This is a genomic window from Segatella copri, from assembly GCF_009495355.1.
GTDB lineage: Bacteria > Bacteroidota > Bacteroidia > Bacteroidales > Bacteroidaceae > Prevotella.
Window position 1 is genome coordinate 1 of record NZ_VZAD01000083.1, and the last position, 24924, is coordinate 24924.

21 protein-coding genes and 1 tRNA gene are annotated in these 24924 nt (G+C 44.9%); 2 read left to right on the top strand and 20 right to left on the bottom strand.

The genetic code is table 11. The features are described 5' to 3' along the window. Positions 1–141: 141 nt before the first annotated feature. From F7D20_RS10965 to lptB, 13 genes are all read right to left on the bottom strand, one after another. A tRNA-Val gene (locus F7D20_RS10965) sits at positions 142–216 on the bottom strand. Between the two features lie 371 nt (positions 217–587). Then, positions 588–1742, bottom strand: coding sequence for an OmpA family protein (locus F7D20_RS10970; protein WP_158464074.1), 1155 nt, complete (start codon positions 1740–1742; stop codon positions 588–590). Between the two features lie 186 nt (positions 1743–1928). Continuing rightward, positions 1929–3761, bottom strand: coding sequence for a DNA mismatch repair endonuclease MutL (mutL, locus tag F7D20_RS10975; protein WP_158464075.1), 1833 nt, complete (start codon positions 3759–3761; stop codon positions 1929–1931). 15 nt (positions 3762–3776) lie between these two features. Further along, complete coding sequence (locus tag F7D20_RS10980) at positions 3777–3944, bottom strand: hypothetical protein (protein WP_158464076.1); 168 nt, start codon at positions 3942–3944, stop codon at positions 3777–3779. A gap of 1 nt (position 3945) precedes the next feature. Beyond that, a complete protein-coding gene (locus F7D20_RS10985; protein ID WP_158464077.1) occupies positions 3946–5643 on the bottom strand; it encodes an OstA-like protein in 1698 nt (565 codons plus the stop codon). Next, positions 5643–7100 (bottom strand): peptidylprolyl isomerase, encoded by a 1458-nt coding sequence (locus F7D20_RS10990; RefSeq protein WP_158464078.1) that lies wholly within the window; start codon positions 7098–7100, stop codon positions 5643–5645. Before F7D20_RS10990 ends, F7D20_RS10985 begins: the two co-directional genes overlap by 1 nt. Before the next feature lie 21 nt (positions 7101–7121). Beyond that, positions 7122–8549: a peptidylprolyl isomerase gene (locus tag F7D20_RS10995; protein WP_158464079.1), complete on the bottom strand. Its 1428-nt coding sequence runs from the start codon at positions 8547–8549 to the stop codon at positions 7122–7124. A gap of 16 nt (positions 8550–8565) precedes the next feature. Further along, on the bottom strand, positions 8566–10050 hold the full coding sequence (gene guaB, locus F7D20_RS11000; protein ID WP_158464080.1) for an IMP dehydrogenase: 1485 nt from the start codon (positions 10048–10050) through the stop codon (positions 8566–8568). 190 nt (positions 10051–10240) lie between these two features. Then, positions 10241–12418 carry a DNA helicase RecQ gene (gene recQ, locus F7D20_RS11005; RefSeq protein WP_022251473.1) on the bottom strand — a complete coding sequence of 726 codons (2178 nt, stop codon included), beginning with the start codon at positions 12416–12418 and terminating at the stop codon, positions 10241–10243. A 75-nt stretch (positions 12419–12493) separates the two neighbouring features. Continuing rightward, on the bottom strand, positions 12494–13720 hold the full coding sequence (gene clpX / locus F7D20_RS11010) for an ATP-dependent Clp protease ATP-binding subunit ClpX (protein WP_158464081.1): 1227 nt from the start codon (positions 13718–13720) through the stop codon (positions 12494–12496). Next, positions 13720–14397, bottom strand: a complete 678-nt coding sequence (gene clpP / locus F7D20_RS11015; RefSeq protein WP_022251471.1) for an ATP-dependent Clp endopeptidase proteolytic subunit ClpP — start codon at positions 14395–14397, stop codon at positions 13720–13722. Before clpP ends, clpX begins: the two co-directional genes overlap by 1 nt. A gap of 134 nt (positions 14398–14531) precedes the next feature. Continuing rightward, positions 14532–15890, bottom strand: a complete 1359-nt coding sequence (tig, locus tag F7D20_RS11020; protein WP_158464082.1) for a trigger factor — start codon at positions 15888–15890, stop codon at positions 14532–14534. 121 nt (positions 15891–16011) lie between these two features. Further along, positions 16012–16833 carry an LPS export ABC transporter ATP-binding protein gene (lptB, locus tag F7D20_RS11025; protein WP_228114178.1) on the bottom strand — a complete coding sequence of 274 codons (822 nt, stop codon included), beginning with the start codon at positions 16831–16833 and terminating at the stop codon, positions 16012–16014. A gap of 167 nt (positions 16834–17000) precedes the next feature. On the opposite strand from lptB, the gene F7D20_RS11030 reads away from it, so the two are divergent. Together F7D20_RS11030 and F7D20_RS11035 are read left to right on the top strand one after the other, a co-directional pair. Further along, on the top strand, positions 17001–17747 hold the full coding sequence (locus F7D20_RS11030; RefSeq protein ID WP_158464083.1) for an MlaE family ABC transporter permease: 747 nt from the start codon (positions 17001–17003) through the stop codon (positions 17745–17747). A 3-nt stretch (positions 17748–17750) separates the two neighbouring features. Beyond that, positions 17751–18527, top strand: coding sequence for an ABC transporter ATP-binding protein (locus tag F7D20_RS11035; RefSeq protein WP_158464084.1), 777 nt, complete (start codon positions 17751–17753; stop codon positions 18525–18527). 241 nt (positions 18528–18768) lie between these two features. Here F7D20_RS11035 and F7D20_RS11040 read toward each other — a convergent pair whose 3' ends face one another. The 7 genes from F7D20_RS11040 to F7D20_RS11070 all read right to left on the bottom strand — a co-directional run bounded on the left by F7D20_RS11040 (position 18769) and on the right by F7D20_RS11070 (position 24813). Then, on the bottom strand, positions 18769–19161 hold the full coding sequence (locus F7D20_RS11040; RefSeq protein WP_158464085.1) for a hypothetical protein: 393 nt from the start codon (positions 19159–19161) through the stop codon (positions 18769–18771). Positions 19162–19219: 58 nt separating this feature from the next. Next, positions 19220–20533 (bottom strand): ribosome biogenesis GTPase Der, encoded by a 1314-nt coding sequence (gene der / locus F7D20_RS11045; protein WP_158464086.1) that lies wholly within the window; start codon positions 20531–20533, stop codon positions 19220–19222. 271 nt (positions 20534–20804) lie between these two features. Then, entirely contained in the window at positions 20805–21686 is an 882-nt protein-coding gene (gene era, locus F7D20_RS11050) for a GTPase Era (protein WP_022251464.1), read from the bottom strand. A gap of 108 nt (positions 21687–21794) precedes the next feature. Next, entirely contained in the window at positions 21795–22808 is a 1014-nt protein-coding gene (locus F7D20_RS11055; RefSeq protein ID WP_022251463.1) for a beta-ketoacyl-ACP synthase III, read from the bottom strand. Continuing rightward, a complete protein-coding gene (gene rpmF, locus F7D20_RS11060) occupies positions 22808–22993 on the bottom strand; it encodes a 50S ribosomal protein L32 (RefSeq protein ID WP_006848356.1) in 186 nt (61 codons plus the stop codon). Before rpmF ends, F7D20_RS11055 begins: the two co-directional genes overlap by 1 nt. Positions 22994–23021: 28 nt before the next feature. Next, on the bottom strand, positions 23022–23540 hold the full coding sequence (locus tag F7D20_RS11065; protein WP_022251462.1) for a YceD family protein: 519 nt from the start codon (positions 23538–23540) through the stop codon (positions 23022–23024). Positions 23541–23649: 109 nt separating this feature from the next. Continuing rightward, positions 23650–24813: a sensor histidine kinase gene (locus F7D20_RS11070; RefSeq protein ID WP_158464087.1), complete on the bottom strand. Its 1164-nt coding sequence runs from the start codon at positions 24811–24813 to the stop codon at positions 23650–23652. Positions 24814–24924 lie beyond the last annotated feature (111 nt).

A 24924-nucleotide genomic window follows, 5' to 3' on the forward strand; every position in this document is an offset into this window, starting at 1 on the left:
CTTTTCAGACTTACAAAGCTATATGCTTAATCCCCCCTGGTTTATCGGGTGAGCCCAAATAATCAAGAGAAGAAAAACTTATATAGAGACAAAAAAAATCCCTGCAGTCCAAAAATGGAACCACAGGGAAACACCCCTTAGTGGGCGTTGACGGATTCGAACCGCCGACCCTCTGCTTGTAAGGCAGATGCTCTAAACCAGCTGAGCTAAACGCCCTTACTTCTTGTAAGCGGTTGCAAAGGTACGAACATTTTTTGTTTCCACCAAATTTTACGGCAACTTTTTTCATTTTTATTTCAAAAAAGGCGTTTTCGGCCTTAGTTACTCCATCAAAGCATCATGAAACAGCAGAAGGAACATGCTTATCATAAGGAAAAAACGCAATAGGCTTCGAGGGGCAACGCAATAGGCTTCGATGGACAATGAAAGCAATTGCGTTGACCATCGAAGCCTATTGCGTTTTATAACGGAATTAAAATTGCAGAAATGGGACAAATGGATTTCGCAAAGAACAAAAAAAGGTGCTTCCAGAAAGGAAGCACCCATATATTCTCTACTATGCGAGCTATGCAGCTCAACAATAGATATTACTCGATAACCTGTACGGTAGCACGACGGTTGAATGAGATAGGAGACATATCGTCAACACCACCATTACCCTTAGTAGTAATGTTAGCTCTCTTGACACCCATCTTAACCAACTCACCGGCAACAGTCTCTGCACGACCCTCAGACAACTTCTGGTTAATCTGCTCATTACCAGTAGCCTTGTCTGCATAACCGCTAACGAGCAAGTTAGAGTTGTTGGCGATAGCATACTTAGCCAAAGCACGTACGTTTACGAGGTCGTACTGTGAAGCTACGTTTGTCTTGTTGATATCGAAGAACACAGATACAGGAGTTGTAACGAATTCCTTAACAGTCTTAGGAGTTACAGTCTCAACAGGCTTCTGGTTAGCCAAGAGATCCTTCAGACGGTCGTTCTCTGCATTGGCATCATTCAACTTAGCATTGAGAGCATCGAGCTCTGACTGATGAAGAGCGTTGATAGCGTCAACATCTGGAGTCTTGTCCCAAGTAGACTTGCCAAGCTTGAAAGTCAAACCGATTTCAGCATAGAGGTTGTTGTCGTGAGAATCCCAACCGCGCTCACCGCCGTTGCAACCACCATCGATATCAGACTCGAAACGATTCCAGCCTGCCTCAAGATAAACGTTCACCTTCTTAGCTACCTTCCATGTAGACTGAAGACCAACGCAGAGGTCCATTGAATAAAGGTTGTGAGTCATAGTGCGACCGAAGCCACCACCAGCGAAAGGAATCACATTCCATACACGATTCTCGTTATAGCCCAAAAGCAAGTTGCTGAGGTTGAACATTACCTGCTCGTTAACAACCCAATATCTGTTGAAGCTACCCTTAGTCTCTGTCTCAGGATCCCAAACGCGCTTGCCCCAGATACCCTGAACCTTTGTACGCAAACCGAGGCCTGGAGTAAACCACTTACCTACAGCTACAGAAGCACCTGCATTAGAACGGAACTTCTTGAAAGGACTTGTTGCAAAATTCTGACCATGTTCCTCACCTGAATACCACGCATTCCAGTCGGCACCTGCCTCGATAAACCAATTGCTCCAGAATGAGTTTGTAGCAACACTATACTGCTGAGTAGGTGTTGCATCCTGAGCGAAACCGCTCATTGAAAGACCAGCAAATGCCAGTACAGCTAAAAACTTTTTCATAACAATTAAATTTTAACTTCCTAATATATAATATATCTTTAAATTTACTACTCTTTTACTGTATCACAATCTACTTTATGAAATACAGGGGCAAAGTTAATAATATTTTTTTAATTCTTCCTTTTTTTTTGAAAAAAAATAGCTTTTTCTCTAAAAAAAACAAAATTTGTTAGCTTTTTCGCACTTTTATCCCAAGAGTTGCTCGATTTCCCGCTGTTGAAGAATACACAACACATTTTTGCCATCAGGCGTGTAATTGACATTGCTACAGCCAAACAAGTTATTGACCAATCCCTCCATCTCGTCGTTGCCAAGAACCTGACCTACAGGAATTGCCGCAGCACGGGCCATGGACAATGCCAACGACTTGTTGATCTCGTCTATCGCCGAAGCCCCACTCTCCTTGGCAGCTTCCACCATGTCGCGAATCAACGACACAGGGTTCAGCCCATCAAGTCCGGCTGGTACGGCATTGACAGCATAACTGCCCCTGCCCAAGTCTTCCAACTCAAAGCCGAAAGCCTTTACCTGGGGCAGCAACTTATTCAATATCACATCGTCAGAAGCGGGGAACTGCACCACTTCCGGGAACAGAACCTTCTGAGAATGGTTCTCGTGAGCAGCCAACTGGGCAAGATACTGCTCATAGAGTACACGAACATGAGCACGATGCTGGTCGATAATCATCAAGCCCGACTTTACAGCCGTCATAATATACTTGCCCTTATATTGATAATGAGTAGGCGACTTCTCGGCAATGATGCTTGTCTGGCCGCTCGCCTCGGTCTGGAAAGACTCAAACAAATCGGGCTCCTCGTCTTGCGGAGTATCTGACAATCCCTCATAGAGATCTTCCCAACGCTGGTCAACAGATGCTGACGGACGAGATCCGGAGCCGGCATGTGCCTTGAAGGGATTATAGTTGGGATCGACACTTATCTTAGGGGCAGTAGCCTTAGGAAACATTTCAGGATTATACACCGGAATGTCGGGCTTGTCCTCTGTATCAAAGTCAATGGTTGGCACATCATTATACATTCCCAGAGACTCCTTGACTGCAGCAGAGAGAATCTGCCAGATGGCCTGTTCGTTCTCAAACTTGATCTCGGTTTTCGTGGGATGTATGTTCACATCAATGTCACCGGGAGCCACTGTGAAGTAAAGGAAATAAGGAACCTGTTCGCCCTGAGGAACCATTCGCTCGAAAGCCGTCATGACTGCCTTGTTGAAATAAGGGTGCTTCATGTAACGGTCGTTGACGAAGAAGAACTGATGGGCACCTTTCTTACGCGCAGACTCCGGTTTTCCCACAAAGCCTGTTATCTTACACATCGTAGTGTCTACATTGACAGGCAGCAGATCCTGATTCAGCCGCTTGCCAAAGACGTCGATGATACGCTGGCGAATGTTGGCGGCACGAAGATTCATCAGCTCGGTTCCATTGCTCTGCAGGGTAAATGTGATTTGCGGATTAACCAAGACGATGCGCTCGAAGGCTGTAAGAATGTTGTTCAACTCGGTAGAGTTTGACTTCAGGAACTTGCGGCGGGCAGGAACATTATAGAATAAGTTGTTAATGCTGAAGCTGCTGCCCTGAGGACAAGAACAAGGCTCCTGTGACTCTATCTTAGAGCCTGAGATGACAAGCTGCGTACCTACCTCCTCTGTGGCAAGACGCGACTTGAGGGTAACCTGAGCCACTGCGGCTATAGAGGCCAAAGCCTCACCACGGAAGCCCATGGTATGAAGATCGAAGAGGTCGTCGGCCTGGCGGATCTTGGAGGTGGCATGACGCTCAAACGACAGACGGGCATCGGTTTCCGACATTCCCTTTCCATCATCTATCACCAGTATACTTGTACGCCCGGCATCGACTACAGCCACATCAATACGTGTGGCACCTGCATCAACCGAATTCTCCACCAACTCCTTGATGACAGAGGCAGGACGCTGTATCACCTCGCCTGCTGCTATCTGGTTGGCTACGGAATCGGGTAAAAGCTGAATTATATCACTCATTCTTTTCTTTCTGTTTTAAAGTAAAACCATGAAGGCAAGAAGCAACAGCAACAGTACGACAAGCAGCAAGACATGCTGCCTGCGCACAGGACGACGCCCCGAATGGAAATCAAAGCCTTGGCGGCGGGAATATCGGGGTGTGTACCTGAACTGACGTGGTTTGCGGGTAGGAAACAACATCATATCAGTTTACCTTTTCATCTTTCTTTTCTTTGACGGCTGCTGTTTTTGGCAACACCTGCAGAGGTGCCTCATGGCGCTTGATGTTCTTAAGCTCCGTACCCTTTGCCTTGCCTCGCCAAACAAAGATGTCGTTCTTGTCCTTGGGACGAATATCATCGAACCAGGCAAAATTGGGCAGTTTGTACTTTGTCGGAGGAATCTGCGTCATAGGATACATGACACTTGTGAATTTATTGGTCCATATATGCTCCAGCTGGCGCTGGGGCGACATATACATACGCATCGTGTCAGTCTCCAAGAAGTTGAGTCCCATCAGCGAACTGTCCTTATCATCCACAGGATAATAAATGGTCTGCACATTGCCGATAGACTCTGCCATACGGATCTGTCCATCGAGGAAATGAGCCTTCATCTCCTTGGAAGTGATCTGGTTATAGTGAACGCTGTCGGGCAACATCTCTACCGACAAGGCCTGTCCTACGACATGAACCAAACGCAAGGTTGAGTCGCGCATATAGGCATGGATTACCTCGCCCAACAACTGGCGATTGCCATTCCATGCGATAGGGTCTTTATACATCGTCATGCAGGAATCCTGCGAGTTGTAGACCAAGGAGTCGCACACGGCCTGCACATCCTGACGGAAGGCACGCACCTTATGGAATGCATGTATTTTGCGATATACAGAATCTGTACCTATATGATAGGTATAGATCTTCATGGTGTCGGAATGAAGCCACATGGTGTCTTTCTGAGAAAAGTCGATGGCAATGGGATTCTTGGTGGCAAAGCCATAACCTGTCTTTTCGTTGTAACGCAAGTAGTTGCAGGTAAGAGAGTTCTTGTTCTTCTTGTCCACATACACCACATTGCCATAACCGCGACTGTAGCCATTCTTCACATAATACAGGCTGTCGCCCGTGATCGTCTTGTCCTTATCCGACAAGGTGGAGCGACCATACAACTGGGCACTCTTGGTTTTGGTGTCGTAATAACCGTCCTTGGTATGGACGACACTATTGCCGGAAATCACTTTGGAAGGACCTACCATGTGGGCCTTCGACTTGGGCACGTCATAATATAAGGTGTCGGTAGTCACCAAGTCCTTGCCACTACGGAGTTTCACGTTATACACAAACTTAGCCTCGCGTGTCTGGGTATGATACTCGCCCCAGTCGGAAACCAACTTGTCCTTACCGTCGATAAGCGTTCCTCCATCAAAGAAGTTGGCCATTTCATAAAGACGGTCGTAATCCAAACTGTCGGTACGCAACACCTGTCGGCGATGGCGCAGCACCACATTCTTACGGGCACGCATCATCTGCATCTGACCATCATACTCGGCACGCTCACATACCAAGGACAGTGTATCACCCTGACGGAAATGAACATGTCCGAAAGCCTTCACCGAATTGGAGCCTTCATAGAAATAAGCACTGTCGCAGGTGAGATGAGCACCCTGATGCGAGAATGACACCTTACCCTTTACGATCTGCGCATCGGGATGAGGGCCATACATATCATATCGCAACTCATCTGCATGAAGCAAGTAAACTCTGTCGCCATGCGGGCGCTTCTTGGCACGCTTCTTAGGAGCCTGCATGGCCTGGACAAGACATAGTCCAAACAGGCATAGAATCAAGAAAAAGAAGATTCTATGCCCGTCGATATGTCGCTTTATGATGTTTTTTACTGTCATTACTTAACCCAACCTTGATATTCAAATTTGCAATCCTTATATCGGTCGTTCATTCGTACATAAGTACTCTTTATCTTGCTTACCACCCAGTCGTGCAAGGTCTTCTCACGCTCCTTGGCCAGAACTACATCCTGCATCACCTGGAAGTCTTCGGTAATGGTGGCACGATGACCCTCTACCCTGCTCACCAGTTTCACCAGAGCACAGGTGGTCTTGCCACGGCTGTTGATCATCTGGAATGAGCGAGACACCTCACCCACCTTCATTGTATCAACCATACGGGCTATCTCGGTGGGCAATTCCTTCATCTGGAACTTGGATGTACGCACACCAGCCTGAGAGGTATTGGCCATCAAACCACGGTTGTTCTTGGTGTCCTTGTCGTCTGACAATACAGACACAGCCGACTCAAAAGTGAACTTTCCACTGCGAATATCGTCGCCGATAGAATCGAGACGCAATATCGCCTTATCGATGGACTCCTGTGGAACAACAGGCTTGCGAAGAATATGGCGAACCTTGATTTTGTCGCCACGCTTGTCTATCAACTGGATGATATGATAGCCGAATTCTGACTCTACAATCTTGGAAATCTTCTTGGGGTCGGTCAGATTGAAAGCCACATTGGCAAAAGCAGGGTCCAACATACCTCTACCGACATAGTCCATCTCGCCTCCCATACGGGCAGAGCCGGGATCTTCAGAATACAGACGAGCCAATGTAGAGAAGGTTGTCTCGCCCTTGTTGACACGGTCGGTGTATTCGCGCAACTCGTCCTTGACACGATTGATTTCCTCCATAGGGATCCTTGGTTGCTGGGTAAGAATCTCCACCTCTACCTCTGTTGGCACAAAAGGAATACTGTCGGCAGGAAGATTGTTGAAATAACGACGAACCTGAGCTGGCGAAACCTTTATATCCTTCACCAGTTTCTCCTTCATCTTCTGAATCAACTGACGGTTTTTGAAATCATCGTGCATCTGCTGACGCATCTGGGTGACACTCTGCTTGCGATACTCCTCTAACTTCTCGCGTGAGCCAATCATATTGATCCAATAATTGATCTGCTCGTCGATACCAGCCATCACCTCAGACTCAGATACCTCGATACTGTCGATGGCTGCCTGATGCAGGAAGAGTTTCTGTACAGCTATCTGCTCGGGGATGCTGCAATCAGGATCGCCTGCATACTTGATGCCTTCGGCCTCACCCTGCAATCGGGTTACCTCGACATCAGACTTCAGGATAGGCTCGTCGCCTACTACCCAGATCACCTCATCCACAACACTACCCTCGTTCAGGACTGGCTCGTCCTTCACCTGGTTAGTATCGCCTGAAACCGAATCGCCCATGACATACGCCTTAGCAAGGCGAGAAGCCCTGTTGGTATTTGCGCTCATGCCCATGATAAACATCAGAGCAACAAAAGCCAAAGCGATCTTATTCTCTATTTTCATGTATCTTTGTTTTTCGTTTGATTAATGCTTGTTGACTGTCGCCAATACATCCTTGTTGACTACTACTGGATATTTCTTTCTCAGGGCTGTCACCCATTCTTTCTCCAACATATCCTGATAGTCGGCTATCACCTGTGACTTGACATCGGTATAATCCTCAGGAGCTTTCTTCAGCACTTTGCCGAAGGTGGCATCAATGGGATAATCCTTCAAAGCCTTGACAGTGGTATCTTTCTTGAAGACCATCTTGTCGACGACAGCATTGTCGCCTTTCTTGAAAATACCCTTCTCCACACGGATACGAATCACAGAATCCTTGTTGAATGTATTGCGCAGAATATCTGCCCACTCAGAGAAAGCCTTACCCTTGATGCTCTTCTTGACAGCCTCAACGTCTGCCGCATCCTTTACATGATAAGCAATTCCCTTGAATCGGGGCTCATTCCATTTGAATCGTTTTTTGTTCTTGGCAAAGTAGGCTGCCTGACCCTTCTCGTCCTTGGAAGCCTTCTCCCATACCAGACGATTGCTGATTTCATAGAGCAGCAAGCCGTCATGATACTCGCGAATCAGGTTCTTCAAATCACTGTCCTTGGCAGACAGTTCTTCTGCCTTCTTGTCGAGAATGTTCTCGGCTGTTGTACCGGCGGGCATACTCTTGGCAAGAGAGTCCAACTTGTCGTTGATAATTTTTTCCCTTATCCCTCTTGCGTCAATAAAACGAATGATATCCGTCCTAAGCGAGTCATAGGGGAAGAAATTCTGTGTTCCCTCCTTTTTAATAATATGGTAACCAAACTCTGAAAGAACAGGCTTGCTGATCTCACCCACTTTGAGCGAATAAGCTGCATCCTCAAAAGCCTTCACAGTCTGACCTTTACTGATCCAGGGCAGTTCGCCACCCTTGACAGCCGTACTCTTGTCGTCAGAGAATTTCTTTGCCAACTCAGCAAAGTTGCCTCCCTTCTTCAAAACCGTATAAATAGAGTCAGCACGGCTCTTCAACTTGGCATTCTCGGCAGGAGTCGCTTTCTGACCAAGCATCAGCAAAATATGAGAAACCTTTACCATTCCTCCATTTCCATCAATGCGCTGACGTGTGTCCTCATAGATACGATGCGCTTCGTTCTCGACATCCTGTTCGGTAATCATAGATGGACGAATCTGCTGGTCACGATAAGTGGCGAACTCTTTCTTGAAAGAGCTCAAGGTGTCGAGGCGGGCATCCAGGGCTGCCTGTACCTTCAGCTTATAGTTGACAAACAAATCCACATACTCGCCGACAGTCTTCTTGTCGATGACTCCTTCTGAATTGTTCTTATTGTAAGAATACTCGAATTCTGAACGGGTGACAGGAGCTCCATTAATGGTCATAATCACAGGATCAACCTGAGCAAAAGCTATGCTCCCCGAAAGGAGCATAGCTGCTAAAAGCGCATTTATTTTCATTTCTTTCAATTCATTATTATTCAGGACGGCTGTAGTTTGGAGCCTCACTGGTAATGGTAATGTCGTGTGGATGACTCTCCAGAACACCGGCATTGGTAATGCGGGTAAACTTAGCATTGTGCAAGTTCTGAATTGTCGCAGCGCCACAATAGCCCATACCAGAACGCAAACCACCAATCAACTGATAGATAACCTCCTGTACAGTTCCCTTGTAAGGTACACGACCAGCGATACCTTCCGGTACGAGTTTCTTCACATCCTTGGTGTCGCTCTGGAAGTAACGGTCCTTAGAACCATTCTTCTGCTCCATAGCCTCCAAAGAACCCATACCACGATAGCTCTTGAACTTACGGCCATTGAAGATGATAGTATCACCAGGGCTCTCCTCAGTACCGGCAACCAGCGAACCAATCATGACGCAACTGCCACCGGCAGCCAAAGCCTTAACGATATCGCCAGAATAGCGCAAACCACCATCGGCAATCAATGGAACGCCAGTACCCTTCAAGGCTGAGTAAACATCATAGACAGCGCTCAACTGTGGAACACCCACACCGGCAACCACACGAGTTGTACAGATAGAACCAGGACCGATACCTACCTTTACGCCATCAGCGCCATTGTCTACCAAGTATTTAGCAGCCTCACCTGTTGCCACATTACCGACAACAACATCTACCTGAGGGAAGGCTGCCTTTACTGCATGCAACTTCTCAATAACGCCCTTGGAATGTCCGTGAGCAGTATCAATAACGATAGCATCGGCACCAGCCTCAACCAAAGCCTTGGCTCTGTCGAGAGTATCGACAGTAACACCAACTCCAGCCGCAACACGCAGACGACCTTTCTCGTCCTTGCATGCCATTGGCTTATCCTTAGCCTTTGTGATATCCTTATAAGTAATCAAACCTACAAGATGGTTTGCATTATCCACAACAGGAAGTTTCTCGATCTTGTTTTCCTGAAGAATCTGAGCAGCTGCTGCCAAGTCGGTCTGCTGATGGGTAGTAACAAGATTCTCAGAAGTCATCACCTCGTCTATCTTCTTGTCGAGATGACGCTCGAAACGCAAGTCACGATTTGTTACAATACCAACCAGATGGTTTTCGTCATCAACAACAGGAATACCACCAATATGATAGTCATGCATCATATCAAGAGCATCCTGCACTGTGCTTCCGCGACGAATAGTGACTGGATCGTAAATCATTCCATTCTCGGCACGCTTTACAATGGCCACCTGGCGTGCTTGCTCCTCAATAGACATGTTCTTGTGGATAACACCGATACCTCCCTCACGAGCTATGGCTATGGCCATAGACGCCTCGGTAACAGTATCCATAGCGGCTGTTACGAATGGAACGTTCAACTCGATATTACGAGAGAACTTGGTTTTCAACTCTACCTCTTTAGGCAGTACCTCTGAATAAGCAGGGATAAGAAGGACGTCGTCGTAAGTGAGGCCGTCCATTACAATTTTATCTGCAACAAATGATGACATATTGTAACCTTTAAAAATTTATTGCGTGCAAATTTAGCAATAATATTTCATATTTTGCCCTTTTTTCACGAATTTCACTCCTTATTAATGCTATTTAACGTGATTAGTGACGGTGAAAAATAAATTGGTATGATTTGAGCCTCATATTTTTGAGATATTTAAATCGTACCAAGTTATTATTTACCGTCACTTAGTTGGCCTGTTCGGACAAGAACTTAATTCTAACCAACCTGATTTCGTCTTCTGAATAGTCCTCACCCAATTCATTTTGCGCTGTATCCAAGTCATCGGTATCGCTCTCCATGAAATAGTCATAAATGTCGTCAACATGCTCATCATCGATGACTTCTTCTATGAAATAATCTATGTTCAACTTGGTTCCGCTATAGACGATAGCCTCTATTTCATCCAAGAGATCATCGAAATCAAGTCCCTTTGCCTCAGCAAGGTCATCGAGTGCTATCTGTCGGTCGATACTCTGAATGATACTAACCTTCAGCATGGATTTCTTTGCCACGGTACGAACACGCAACTCTTCGGGACGCTCGATATCGTTTTCCTCACAATATTTCTTGATAAGGGCACAGAACTCCTTGCCATAGCGCTTTGCCTTGCCGGCACCTACACCCTGGATGTTCTGCAACTCCTGCAAATCAACAGGATACATGGTTGCCATCTGTTCCAAGGAGACATCCTGGAACACGACATAAGGCGGAAGTTTGTGCTTCTTAGACATATCAGAACGCAAGTCCTTGAGCATGGCAAACAACTCTGGATCGAGAGCCTCACTGCCTGCGCTGTGACTCTCCAGTCCATAATCATCCTTGAACACCTTGTCTTCCACTATCATGAATGACTCAGGGTTCTTGATAAAACGCTTGCCTGCTGCAGTCAGTTTCAGCAAGCCATAGTTCTCGACATCTTTTTTAAGATATCCAGCTATCAATGCCTGACGGATAACAGGATTCCACATCTTGCTGTCCATGTCCTCACCGGCACCAAAAGCCTCCAACTCGTTGTGCTTGTGCGACACGATGTCATCGGTAGCCCTTCCCTTCACAAAATCTATAATATATTCCTGACGGAAGTTCTCTTTGACGGCTGCCACCGCTCTTAATATAACCACCAGCTCGTCCTTAGCCTCTATCTTTGTCGTAGGGTGCAGGCAGTTGTCACAGTTGTGGCAGTTTTCCTCCTGGTATTCTTCACCGAAATAATGGAGCAACATCTTGCGACGGCATACTGACGACTCGGCATAAGCTGCCGTTTCCTGCAGAAGCTGTCGACCGATATCCTGTTCTGCCACAGGCTTGTTCTCCATAAATTTTTCTAATTTCTTCAGGTCTTTACGAGCATAGAAAGCAATACAGATGCCCTCGCCACCATCACGACCGGCACGGCCAGTCTCCTGATAATAGCCTTCCAGACTCTTTGGAATGTCATAATGGATGACAAAGCGCACATCAGGCTTGTCGATACCCATACCAAAAGCTATCGTTGCCACTATGACATCTATTCGCTCCATCAGGAAATCATCTTGAGTCTGCGAACGGGTTGCCGAATCCAAGCCCGCATGATAAGGTGCCGCCTTGATTTCATTGGCCTTCAAGACTTCGGCCAACTCCTCCACCTTCTTTCGAGAAAGACAATAGATAATACCACTCTTGCCGGCATGCTGACGGATGAACATGATGATCTGCTTGTCTATCTCATTGGTCTTGGGACGTACCTCATAATACAGATTGGGGCGATTGAAAGAACTCTTGAACTCTTTGGCATCCATGATGCCTAAGCTTTTCTTGATATCTGTTCTAACCTTGTCCGTAGCTGTGGCGGTCAAGGCTATGACGGGCGCATTACCGATTTCGTTGATAATGGGGCGGATACGACGGTACTCCGGACGGAAATCATGTCCCCACTCAGAAATACAGTGAGCCTCATCAATGGCATAGAACGAAATCTTCACGTCTTTCAGAAAGTCCACATTGTCCTCCTTGGTCAACGACTCTGGTGCCACATACAGCAACTTGGTCTTGCCAGAGAGAATATCGCTCTTCACTTTCTCTATAGCCGACTTATTTAGAGAGGAGTTGAGATAATGGGCCACACCATCCTCCTCGCTAAGACCATTGATAACATCCACCTGATTTTTCATCAGGGCAATCAATGGAGAAACAACAATAGCTGTTCCCTCCATGATTAAGGACGGCAACTGATAGCACAAGCTTTTTCCTCCACCTGTAGGCATCAACACAAATGTATCATTACCACTCATCAGATTTTTAATAATCGATTCCTGGTCGCCTTTAAAAGAGTCAAAGCCGAAATAGTGTTTCAACTGTTCCGTAAGATTCATCTGTTCCGTCATATCCACCTATTTAATATATATAATGTGTACTTGTATCGGTAAAAGTCATTGAGCAAGCATGGTAACAAGCTCATCTTAAGCACTCTCCATCTGCTGCAGATTGGTTTTCTCCAACTGCAGCTTGGCATAGTCCAATGTCACAGTGAAAGTAGTAATCTTCTGGGATGGGACATCAAACATAGCATCCATCATGACCGCCTCTACGATAGAGCGCAGGCCTCGGGCACCAAGTTTGTACTCCACAGCCTTGTCTACCATATAGTCGAGAGCCTCCTGGTCGAAGTCCAATTTGATGCCATCCATCTCGAGCAACTTGACATACTGTTTGATGATAGAGTTCTTGGGCTCTACCAATATCTTGCGCAAGGCTTCCCTATCCAAAGGATTCAGATAGGTAAGTACAGGCAGACGACCGATGATCTCGGGAATCAGTCCGAAAGATTTCAGGTCCTGTGGAAGGATATATTTCATCAGGTCGGTCTTGTCTATCTTGCTGACATTCTGCACAGAATTGAAACCTACCACATGCGTATTGAGGCGCTGCGCTATCTTTCGCTCTATACCGTCGAATGCACCACCGCAGATAAAGAGAATATTCTTGGTATCAACGTGAATATAATCCTGGTCAGGATGCTTACGGCCTCCCTTTGGCGGTACATTTACCATCGTGCCTTCCAGCAACTTGAGCAAGCCCTGCTGTACTCCCTCACCGCTCACATCGCGGGTGATAGAAGGATTGTCGCTCTTGCGGGCAATCTTGTCTATCTCGTCAATAAACACGATACCTTTTTCTGCAGCTGCCACATCATAGTCGGCCACCTGGAGCAGACGGCTCAGAATACTTTCCACATCTTCGCCCACATAACCAGCCTCGGTAAATACCGTAGCATCAACAATAGTGAAAGGCACATCCAACAGTTTGGCGATTGTACGGGCCAAAAGAGTCTTTCCCGTTCCGGTGCTGCCCACCATGATGATGTTGCTCTTCTCTATTTCCACACCTCCGTCGTCCACTGTCTGCTGCAAACGCTTATAGTGATTGTACACCGCCACGGCAAGGGAGCGCTTGGCGCCATCCTGTCCGATAATATACTGATCCAGATATTGCTTGATCTCTACAGGCTTAGGCACCTGCTTCAATGCGAACTTATCATTCTTCTTATCGTTTAAAACGCCTGAAGACAACACGATATCGTATGCCTGCTTGGCACAATTCTCGCAGATATAGCCCTTGATGCCTGTTATCAGCAACTTCACTTCGCTCTCACTTCTTCCGCAAAAGCTACATACATTCTTTGGCATTATTCTTCTACTCCTTTTTTACGGGTCAACACTGCATCTATCATACCATACTCCTTGGCCTCTTCTGCCGTCATCCAATAGTTACGGTCACTGTCTGCCCAAACCTTCTCGTATGGAGTGTGTGAATGATTAGATATAATGGTATAAAGTTCTTTCTTGAATTTCTGAATCTCCTTGGCCTCGATCTCAATATCAGAAGCCTGACCCTGTACGCCACCCAGTGGCTGATGAATCATCACACGACTATGAGGCAAAGCTGAGCGCTTGCCTTCCTGACCAGCCACCAAAAGAACGGCACCCATAGACGCTGCCATACCAGTACAGATGGTAGACACATCGCTGGAGATAAACTGCATGGTGTCGTATATGCCAAGACCTGCCGTAACACTTCCGCCAGGGCTGTTGATATAAATAGAAATATCCTTGCCACTGTCTACAGAGTCAAGATAAAGCAGCTGAGCCTGCAGGGTGTTGGCTGTATAGTCATCAATCTCGGTGCCCAAGAAGATCACACGGTCCATCATCAATCTTGAGAAAACATCCATCTGAGTCACATTCAGCTGACGTTCCTCCAAGATGTAAGGATTCATATAACGAGCCTGTGCCTTCACTACATCGTCAAGCACCATTCCGCTCATACCTAAATGCTGCGTAGCATACTTTCTAAAATCGTTCATATTATCTATTTTTTCTATTCAAAATAAGACAAAAAGAGAGGTTATCGACCTCTATTTCTCGTTCCGTGGAACAAAGATAATAAAAAAAGTCGATAACCTCGTATTTATTTGAAGTTTTTTTTCAAAAAAAAATATTAGCCCTGCATCATCTTATTGAAATCCTCTACAGAAATCTCCTTTTCGTTGAGCTTAACAACGCCCTTAAGAGCGGCTGCCAACTTACGGTCTACTGCACGGTCAACAAGCGCCTCGGTGCTGTCACCCTTCTTGAGAATTTCGTTAGCATAGTTCTCAATATACTCCTCAGGAATATTGGTCATACCATACTGAGCGAACTGTGCGCGAGCAGCCTCCTTGGCTGTCTCCTTGATATCAGCATCCTCGATCTTGATATTCTGAGCGCTGACGAGCTGCTCCTTGATGAGGTGCCAAGTCAACTCCTTGATGCTCATCTCGTAGTTCTTCTCTACGAAGTCCTCACCCTTGTCCTTGTTGTTGGCCAACATGATGCGCTTCAACAAAGCGTCTGGGTACTCCAACTTGCCAACCTTCTTCTCGCAGTGAGCACGAACATCAAGAAGGAACTTGAAGTCAGAATCGTTAACGAGCTGTTCGTTCAGGCCCTCTGCTATCTTAGCACGGAAAGCAGCCTCGTCCTTCACGTCAGTATCCTCACCGAATACCTGCTTGAAAAGCTCCTCGTTTACCTCGTGCTTCTTGAAGCGCTGAATCTCGGTAATCTGATAGCTGAACTCAGACTCCATGTCCTTCACAGCATCACGCTCTATCTTCAAGAGCTGAGAAACCTCAGTATCATTGTCTGGATAAGCCTTGCGTGGATTGAAAGTGATGATGTCGCCCAACTTAGCACCATCAAACAACTTCTTCTGGTCGTCTACCTTGATATAGCTTGGCATCAGGACAGCGCTCTCAACTGTAATACCGCCTTCCTTAGTGTTGCCATTCTCGTCAAGCTCACGCAAATCACCCTTGAGCATATCATTGCCCTCGTAGTTCTCTGCCTTCTCATAGCTACCAGAACGAGATGCCAACATATCTACCTGCTGGTCGATAGTCTTGTCGTCAACAACGATTTTGTAGTAATCCACCTTGTCGCGACCAGTGAGAGACACCTTCATCTCAGGAGCCACTGCTATGTCAAACATAAAGGTGTAAGGACCGTCCTTCTCGATATCTACAGGAGCCTGCTTCTCAGAAGCAAGAGGCTCGCCAAGCATCTGGATCTTATTGTCCTGAACATACTTGTAGATCTGCTGGCCGATAATCTTGTTGACAGCTTCCATCTTAACTGAAGGACCAAACTGACGCTTGATCATTCCCATTGGAGCCTGACCAGGACGGAATCCAGGAACATTTGCTTTCTTACGATAGTCCTTCAATGTCTTCTCGACATCATTCTTGTAATCCTCTTCTTCGACAACGATAGTCAAAAGACCATTGATCTTGTCAGGATTTTCAAATGAAATTTTCATCTTGATGTTTTGTTTTTATATTATTAATTATTTTCTCTTTTATTCACATTGGCTTGCAAAAGTACTCATATTTGTTGAATATACCTAATATATAAAAGAAAAATTTGTTTTTTTAACCATCTTACTTGCCTTCTTCGGCTCTTTTCTGCTCATCCGATAGCTGGAAATCTTTCTTTCTGAGCACAAATCCTGTAGTGAGGTATTTCTCTTTTACGATCTTGTTTTCTGCCAATTCCTCAGGTGAGCCCTGGAAAAGAATACGGCCTTCGAAGAGCAAATAGGCACGGTCGGTAATAGCCAACGTCTCATCTACATTATGGTCGGTGATAAGAATACCAATATTGCGGTATTTCAGGCGCCAGACAATATTCTGTATCTCTTCTACCTGGATAGGGTCGACACCGGCAAAAGGCTCATCGAGCATGATAAACTTTGGATCGTTGGCAAGACAACGGGCAATCTCCGTCCTACGGCGCTCACCTCCCGACAACTGGTCACCCAAGTTCTTGCGAACCTTCTGCAGATCGAAATCATTGATAAGGCTTTCCAGTTTCTCCATCTGGTACTCGCGTGGCTTGCCTGTCATCTCCAAGACCGACAAGATATTATCCTCCACACTCATCTTGCGAAAAACGCTGGCTTCCTGTGGCAAATAACCGATTCCGGCACGGGCACGCTTGTACACAGGATAACCAGTGATATCCTGATCGTCCAAATACACATGACCTGCATTGGGCACTACCAATCCTGTCGTCATATAGAAAGAGGTGGTCTTGCCCGCACCATTAGGACCGAGCAAACCCACAATCTCACCTTGCTTTACGTTGATGGTTACTCCATTGGCAACAGTTCGCTTACCATAGCGCTTTACCAAGCCTTCGGTTCGCAAAACCATGTGCTTGTCGGTATCCACCTGTGATGCAGTTTTTTGAATTTCATCCATAATATATACAATGTTTGAAAGGTGAGAGAATATATTCTCCACATTTTTGGTGCAAAAATACTAAAAAACGAGCAAATATCACTTATAAAATCAAAAACTATTCTGAATATTGCAGTTTTTTAGAGGATTTTGGTTACTTTTGCATCATAAAACGAAGAATTATTGACATGCTAATATCAAAATGGCTTACCACCTTCGGTAAATATCTCATTCTCATGGGCAGGTCGTTCTCACGTCCTGAACGCATGCGTATGTTTCTGAAGCAGTACGTGAAGGAAATGTCTCAACTGGGTGTCGACTCCATAGGAATCGTCCTGCTGATATCTTTCTTTATCGGTGCTGTCATCTGTATTCAGATGAAGCTCAATATCCAAAGTCCATGGATGCCACGATGGGTTTCGGGTTATACCACACGCGAGATCATGCTCCTGGAGTTCTCTTCCAGTATCATGTGTTTGATATTGGCAGGAAAGGTGGGCTCCAATATCGCATCAGAATTAGGCACGATGCGTGTTACCCAGCAAATTGACGCCCTCGACATCATGGGTGTCAATTCGGCTTGCTACTTGGTATTGCCAAAGATTTTAGGACTGGTTACCATCATGCCTTTCCTTGTCATCTTCAGCTCTGCGATGGGTATCATCGGTGCCTACGGAACAGCATTCATAGGACATATTCTTTCGCCTGACGACCTGACTTTGGGATTGCAGCATGCTTTCAACCAGTGGTTTGTATGGATGAGTATCGTGAAGAGCCTCTTCTTTGCATTTATCATCTCCAGTGTTTCCTCTTACTTCGGCTATACGGTGGAAGGAGGATCGGTCGAGGTAGGAAAAGCTTCGACTGATGCCGTAGTATGTTCCAGCGTACTGATTCTTTTCTCTGACGTTTTCCTCACACAAATACTTTCATAAACTATGATAGAAGTTAAAGACTTGACAAAAACATTCGGCGACAAGACTGTGCTCGACAAAATAAATATGGTTTTTGAGACAGGAAAGACCAATCTTATCATCGGACAGAGTGGTTCAGGAAAGACTGTCTTGATGAAAAACCTCGTAGGTCTGCTGACCCCGACAAGCGGACAAGTCCTATACGACGGTCGAAACTTTGTGGAAATGTCGAAGAAGGAAAAGATTTCCATGCGACGCGAGATGGGCATGATATTCCAAAGTGCAGCCCTCTTCGACTCCTTGTCGGTACTCAAGAATGTAATGTTTCCACTCGACATGTTTTCATCTATGAACTATAGAGAACGTGTAAAGAGAGCTCAGGAATGTCTTGACAGAGTAAACCTGATTGAAGCACAGGAGAAGTTTCCTGGAGAAATATCAGGAGGTATGCAGAAACGTGTGGCCATAGCAAGAGCCATCGTGATGAACCCTAAATATCTGTTTTGCGATGAACCCAACTCAGGACTTGACCCCAAGACCTCTTTGGTAATTGATGAACTCCTGTCGGGAATCACGAAAGACTACAACATGACAACCATCATCAATACTCACGACATGAACTCAGTGATGGGTATTGGTGAAAATATATGTTTCATCTACAAAGGACAAAAAGAATGGCAAGGCAACAAAGACGAGATTATGAGTTCTACCAACGAGAAGCTCAACGACCTGGTCTTCGCTTCCGATCTGTTCAGAAAAGTTAAGAAAGTTGAGATGGAAGAGGAAAAGACAGCCCAATAATGAGGCTTTCCATAATGCATTGCCGAAACCTTTGCTATAAGCATATCAACGCTTATTTTAAACACAGACAGGCTTCAATGGTCAATGCAAGTATCCTTCATAAACAAACGCAAGTACTTTCATCATGCAATGAAAATACTTGCGTTTTTATAACAGTCAATATATATATTTAGAACCGTATTCATCCGGAAGCCAGACAGAAACACCGTTCATTGAACTATCCATGAATACCGCTCTTCATCTATCTCATTTTCCATTTTTTCTCCACCTCTACCATAGGCACAACTATCTGTTCCTTGGTACTGTCGCCATAGGTTACAGAGAGATAGACATCAGCTATATGATGAGCCGTATCAGCCTTGGCATCAAGTATCTGAAAGGCTTTCATTCCACGATGCTCATTCTTCTGCTGCTCTACGAACATCTTGGCATTAAGAACCAATTGCTGCCGATATCCTTCAGGAATACGATGGGGCATATTCTGCCCTTCTACAAATTCATCATATCTGCCTTCCAGTAACATATCGTAATAGCCTTTGGCAGCTATTCCTGCATAATAGCCCGGATCCGGTGCTTTCTCCTTACAAGAGAATAACAACATGACACTGAGTAGGAAAAACAAGATTTTCTTCATTATTATATTTCTACTTTAATAAGCCCCGACTACGATGTTTATAACCCGTAGACTAACGTTACTTCTGACGGATAAATATATTGATAGGACAACCATGAAGCGACCAATTCTCACGTATCTTGTTCTCCAAGAATCGGCGATAGTTCTCCTTCACATACTGAGGCAAGTTGGCATAGAACACAAACGAAGGAATCGTTGTATTGGGCAACTGAGTGCAATACTTGATCTTGATGTACTTGCCTTTCACACTCTGTGGAGGGTAAGCCTCGATGATAGGCAGCATCACCTCGTTCAGCTTGGAAGTACCGATGTGAGCCTTTCGGTTCTGATAAACCTGCTTAGCAGTTTCCAACACCTTAAAAATACGCTGTTTGGTCAATGCCGATGCAAAGATAATAGGGAAATCTACAAATGGAGCCATGCGGTTGCGGATCGCTGTCTCAAATGTAGTGATAACCTTTTGGTCTTTGTTTTCAACCAAGTCCCACTTGTTGACGACAACCACCAAACTCTTGTTGTTCTTCTGAATCAACTGGAAGATATTCATATCCTGAGTCTCTATACCACGGGTAGCATCCAGCATCAGAATACACACATCACTGTTCTCAATGGCACGGATAGAGCGCATGACTGAATAGAACTCCAAGTCTTCACTCACCTTATTCTTTCGACGGATACCAGCGGTATCAACCAAATAGAAGTCGAAACCAAACTTATCGTATCGGGTATAGATACTGTCACGGGTTGTTCCTGCGATTTCGGTTACAATATTTCTGTCTTCACCGATGAAGGCATTGATGATACTGCTCTTGCCGGCATTAGGACGACCTACCACAGCGAAACGAGGGATGTCTTCCACAATGGCTTCTTCAGGATTATCCTGCAACTTATCCAATATCATGTCGAGCAAGTCACCAGTACCTCCACCTGTTGCAGCACTGATGCACTGGGGGTCGCCCAAACCTAACTTATAGAATTCGGCAGCTTCATAATATTCTGCACTGTTGTCTACCTTATTAGCAACAAGGATAACAGGCAATTTGGCACGGCGCAAAATAAGAGCCACGTCCTCATCCCAATCTGTAAGGCCCGTATTCACATCAACAAGAAAGAGAACCAAATCGGCCTCTTCTGTTGCAACCAATACCTGCTTGCGGATAGCATCCTCGAAAATATCATCAGATTTCACTACCCAACCACCGGTATCTACAACAGAGAACTCTCTGCCATTCCAGCTACACTTGCCATACTGACGGTCGCGAGTAGTGCCAGCAGTATCGCTAACAATAGCACGACGAGATTGAGTCAAACGATTAAATAAAGTAGACTTGCCCACGTTTGGACGGCCTACAATTGCTACTAAATTTGCCATAATAGTCATTTCTCTCCTTCCTTAAGGAGGCTTTCAGGATGTGGTCTCTGCATCCTAATTAATACTTTCCCGAAGCTGACCATGCTCCGGCCCTCACCCTTTTGGTAAGAGTCATCCCCTCAATTACATTCAGGAGAAAGCAAGATATTCTTTTTTCAAGATATTTGTTTTAATCAAGAATTCGAGATGAAGAAAATTTTATAGACTGTATTGAAATCTCAAATTTTCCAATCCTCTCATTATTGACTACCAAAACATCACCAGAAATCTTCTACTCTGGATTATATCCAAAGGCATCAAGTTCTTTCTGAGAGCTGCGCCAATCCTTGTCAACCTTGACGAAGGTCTCGAGAAATATCTTCTTATTGAAGAATTTCTCCAATGACTTGCGCGATTCCATATTCACCTTCTTCAGGGCAACACCCTGATGCCCAATGATAATACCCTTTTGAGAATCACGTTCTACATAAATGACCGCATTGATGCGGATGCGGTCATCCTCTTCCTTAAAACGCTCCACACGCACCTCTACAGAATAAGGAATCTCCTTACTATAATACAGTAAAATCTTCTCTCTGATAATCTCGGACACAAAGAACCTGGCTGGCTTGTCAGTGAGCTGGTCCTTATCAAAGAAAGCAGGCGATTCGGGCAACAACTCCTTGATACGTTTCAAGAGCATATCAGTACCAAACTTGTTCTTGGCAGAAATGGGAAGGATTTCGGCATTGGGCAACAATGCATGCCATTTCTCTACAATATCTCCCAACTTAGTCTGATCGCTCTCGTCAATCTTGTTTATAAGCAAGAGAACAGGAATGCTCATCTTTTTAACCTTGTCTAAGAAGTCCATGTTCTTTTCTGGATTCTCAATGACATCGGTCACATAAAGCAGAATATCAGCATCAGCCAAAGCACTCTCCGAGAAAGCAAGCATCATCTCCTGCATCTTGTAATTAGGCTTCAAGACACCTGGAGTGTCTGAAAAAACAATCTGCATATCATCAGTATTCACGATTCCCATGATACGATGACGAGTGGTCTGAGCCTTGAAAGTGGCTATACTGATACGTTCACCCACCAGCTGATTCATCAGTGTACTTTTACCAACATTGGGATTTCCAACGATGTTTACAAAACCTGCTTTATGCATAATAACTTGATTTTAAAGCTAATTGATTTTAAGCTAAAAAAACGCATCCCTTATGATAATATAAGAAAGATGCGTTTTTTATATAAATATGGATATCTTTATCTCAACTTATTTACCATAAGCAGCACCATCGTAAGCCCACTTATAGTAAGAAGCACCATGTACAAAACCTGCACCGAATGCTGTAAAGATAATATTATCCCCCTTTTTCAGTTTGCTCTCAGCATCCCAAAGTGCCAGAGGAATTGTGGCAGCACTGGTATTGCCATAATGGTCAATGTTGACAACAACTTTTTCCAAAGGAATACCCGCACGCTTGGTAACAGCCTCAATAATGCGGAGGTTTGCCTCATGTGGAATAACCCAATTCACGTCATCTGCTGTAAGATTATTCATCTCCAAAATCTTCAACACATCGTTGCTCATGTCTGTCACTGCGTAACGGAACACAGTACGACCCTCCTGATAGAGGTAATGCATGCGATGATCAACAGTAAAACGTGAAGGAGGACAAACAGAACCACCAGCCTTCATGTGAAGGAAAGGCAAGCCCTTGCCATCAGTACGAAGATATGAGTTCTGAACACCTACATTCTCCTCCTCAGTTGCCTCCACAAGCACTGCGCCTGCTCCGTCACCGAAGAGTACGCAAGTAGCACGGTCGGTATAGTCGACCAATGAAGACATCTTGTCTGCGCCTATCACAATAATTTTCTTGTAACGACCACTCTGAATCATGCTTGCAGCAACATCAAGTGTATACAAGAAACCACAACAAGCAGCCGAGAAATCAAACGCAAATGCATTTTTCAAACCCAACTTGCCCAATACGATAGATGCTGTTGAAGGGAATTTGTAATCTGGTGTTGTGGTAGTTACAATCAGTGCATCGATTGTATCAGGATCCACTCCAGTCTTCTGAATCAATTCCTTGGCAGCCTTACGGGCCAAATAACTGGTTCCAAGACCTTCCTCTGTCAGGATGCGGCGTTCCTTGATACCAACTCGAGTGGTAATCCATTCATCGTTGGTATCTACCATGCGCGACAACTCCTCGTTGTTGAGGATATAATCTGGCACATAGCCACCGACACCTGTTATAACAGCATTAATTTTACCCATTATTCAGCTGCTTCCTTAACAATTGCAACCTTGCCTCTGTAGTAACCGCAAGTTGGGCATACTGTGTGATATACATAGTAAGCACCGCAGTTAGGACAAACTGCCAATGTAGGAGCTACTGCCTTATCATGAGTTCTTCTCTTGAGTGTACGTGTCTTTGACTGTCTTCTTTTAGGATGTGCCATAATTTTTTAATTTTAAATTTTTTGAATTTTACTTTTTTAGTTTTAAGAGTGCCGCCCAGCGTGGATCTACAACTTCCTCATCCTCCTCACCGCTTCGGGCGGCAGAATGCTCTTTCAGCATCTCAATCATAGCAGGGTTGCATTTTCCAGGTGCATGCACGTGCTTGATGGGAATATTGAGGGCTATAAATTCGTAAATGAACCACGAGACATCGAGTATTCCTTCGTTCTCGGCCACAGTCACGAGGTCATCATCTTCTGAGTAGTCTTCTCCGAATTTTACGACTAACCTGTTATCGGTCTCTATGGACTGATCCATATCATCCAAACAAATGTCGCAAGGTATGTGTATCACTCCTTCTGTATGAAAATTGAGTTCGAAAAAGTCTTCCGTTCTATCTACGGAAAGACAGCACGACAACTCGCCTCTCTCAACATCAGGAGCGTCTATCGCCTTAAAATATTCATCATTGAGCCTGTACTGATAAGTACTTACGCCCTGAGGCAAGGCTTTCAAATCTATTCTAAATTGCTCTATGCTACACATATATACAATATCTACATATTGTTTTCGGGCTGCAAAGTTACGATTTTTTTTTGATATAGAGTAATTTTTTTCTCAAAAAATCTCTAAAATAGAGTATATTAAGCAGTTATTATAGCTTTAACTCAATTCTGAAAGTGGTTCCCTTACCTACTTCCGAACTTTTTACACATATTTTACCATGATGATACTCTTCTACTATTCGGCGGGCCAATGACAAACCTAAGCCCCATCCGCGCTTTTTGGTAGTAAAACCTGGCCGAAACACATTACCTATATCTTTCTTTTTTATACCCTTTCCTGTATCAGAAACTTCAATAACAGCCTTACCTGCTTCCTCCTCAACATGCAACGTGATGACTCCGGCCTTTCCCCCCATCGCATCTACAGCATTCTTGGCTAAGTTTTCTATCACCCATTCAAACAAAGAGGCATTAATGGTAACAATCAGATCGTGAACCGGCAATTCCTTCATTATCTTTATAGACTGCGAAGTACGACGGTCTATATAGTCACATACATGATCCATAATCTGATTCAAACTGGAAGGCACAAGCTCAGGCTGAGAACCGATTTTAGAAAAACGGTCGGCTATCAGTTGCAGTCGTTTCACATCCTTATCCATCTCGGGAATTAGATCGTCCTTAGGATATGTCTCCTTCAATATTTCTGTCCAGGCCATCAAACTGGAGATGGGCGTACCCAACTGATGGGCAGTTTCCTTCGACAAGCCTACCCAAACCTTGTTCTGTTCTGCGCGCTTTGACGTAAGCAAAGCAAATATAGCGACAACGACAAAAATCAGAACCACCCCTAATTGCACCATAGGATAAGCTGCCAGTCGAGTGATCATGACCGATTCACCATAACATACTTGTATGTAGTCATGCGTAGAATCGTTAAGCATAATCTTGATATTTTTACCTTTCGCCAAAAGATGTCTGCCAACTACAGCCGCATGAACGAGACTGTCATTATAATCAGTTCCATCCACTTTGATATTTCTAAACAACTGCGCATTCCCTTTAGGATCAAGAACAATAACGGGAATTGTATTGTTTTCATTGATAACCTTCAGCACCAGTTGCAAATCAGTGTTCTCATCGGCCATATTCAGCGAGCGCATAGCTTCAGCCCAAACCTCCATCCTACTACGCTCTTCTTGGGCCAAGTCTCTGACCAGAAAATGGGATACGACAAGCGAAGCTACAGCTATCAACACAGCTGCAACAACCAATAATATTTTAACTTGTCGTATTCTGTCTGTCCAAATCATACATATATATAACGAAAAAGCCTCGATTACATTGTAATCGAGGCTAAAAAAAATATAAAAGGAGGCGGCTACCTACTCTCCCGCATTGCATTGCAGTACCATCGGCGCAAG

Bases quoted from the DNA above. Each gene is read 5' to 3' on its own strand.
- rpmF (WP_006848356.1), bottom strand. From the start codon at position 22,993: ATGGCACATCCTAAAAGAAGACAGTCAAAGACACGTACACTCAAGAGA.
- F7D20_RS11030 (WP_158464083.1), top strand. From the start codon at position 17,001: ATGCTAATATCAAAATGGCTTACCACCTTCGGTAAATATCTCATTCTC.
- tig (WP_158464082.1), bottom strand. From the start codon at position 15,890: ATGAAAATTTCATTTGAAAATCCTGACAAGATCAATGGTCTTTTGACT.
- F7D20_RS11070 (WP_158464087.1), bottom strand. From the start codon at position 24,813: ATGATTTGGACAGACAGAATACGACAAGTTAAAATATTATTGGTTGTT.
- mutL (WP_158464075.1), bottom strand. From the start codon at position 3,761: ATGAGTGATATAATTCAGCTTTTACCCGATTCCGTAGCCAACCAGATA.
- F7D20_RS10980 (WP_158464076.1), bottom strand. From the start codon at position 3,944: ATGATGTTGTTTCCTACCCGCAAACCACGTCAGTTCAGGTACACACCC.
- F7D20_RS10985 (WP_158464077.1), bottom strand. From the start codon at position 5,643: ATGACAGTAAAAAACATCATAAAGCGACATATCGACGGGCATAGAATC.
- der (WP_158464086.1), bottom strand. From the start codon at position 20,533: ATGGCAAATTTAGTAGCAATTGTAGGCCGTCCAAACGTGGGCAAGTCT.
- guaB (WP_158464080.1), bottom strand. From the start codon at position 10,050: ATGTCATCATTTGTTGCAGATAAAATTGTAATGGACGGCCTCACTTAC.
- F7D20_RS10970 (WP_158464074.1), bottom strand. From the start codon at position 1,742: ATGAAAAAGTTTTTAGCTGTACTGGCATTTGCTGGTCTTTCAATGAGC.
- F7D20_RS11035 (WP_158464084.1), top strand. From the start codon at position 17,751: ATGATAGAAGTTAAAGACTTGACAAAAACATTCGGCGACAAGACTGTG.
- clpP (WP_022251471.1), bottom strand. From the start codon at position 14,397: ATGAACGATTTTAGAAAGTATGCTACGCAGCATTTAGGTATGAGCGGA.
- recQ (WP_022251473.1), bottom strand. From the start codon at position 12,418: ATGACGGAACAGATGAATCTTACGGAACAGTTGAAACACTATTTCGGC.
- F7D20_RS11065 (WP_022251462.1), bottom strand. From the start codon at position 23,540: ATGTGTAGCATAGAGCAATTTAGAATAGATTTGAAAGCCTTGCCTCAG.
- F7D20_RS11040 (WP_158464085.1), bottom strand. From the start codon at position 19,161: ATGAAGAAAATCTTGTTTTTCCTACTCAGTGTCATGTTGTTATTCTCT.
- era (WP_022251464.1), bottom strand. From the start codon at position 21,686: ATGCATAAAGCAGGTTTTGTAAACATCGTTGGAAATCCCAATGTTGGT.
- F7D20_RS10995 (WP_158464079.1), bottom strand. From the start codon at position 8,549: ATGAAAATAAATGCGCTTTTAGCAGCTATGCTCCTTTCGGGGAGCATA.
- clpX (WP_158464081.1), bottom strand. From the start codon at position 13,720: ATGCCAAAGAATGTATGTAGCTTTTGCGGAAGAAGTGAGAGCGAAGTG.
- lptB (WP_228114178.1), bottom strand. From the start codon at position 16,833: ATGGATGAAATTCAAAAAACTGCATCACAGGTGGATACCGACAAGCAC.
- F7D20_RS10990 (WP_158464078.1), bottom strand. From the start codon at position 7,100: ATGAAAATAGAGAATAAGATCGCTTTGGCTTTTGTTGCTCTGATGTTT.
- F7D20_RS11055 (WP_022251463.1), bottom strand. From the start codon at position 22,808: ATGGGTAAAATTAATGCTGTTATAACAGGTGTCGGTGGCTATGTGCCA.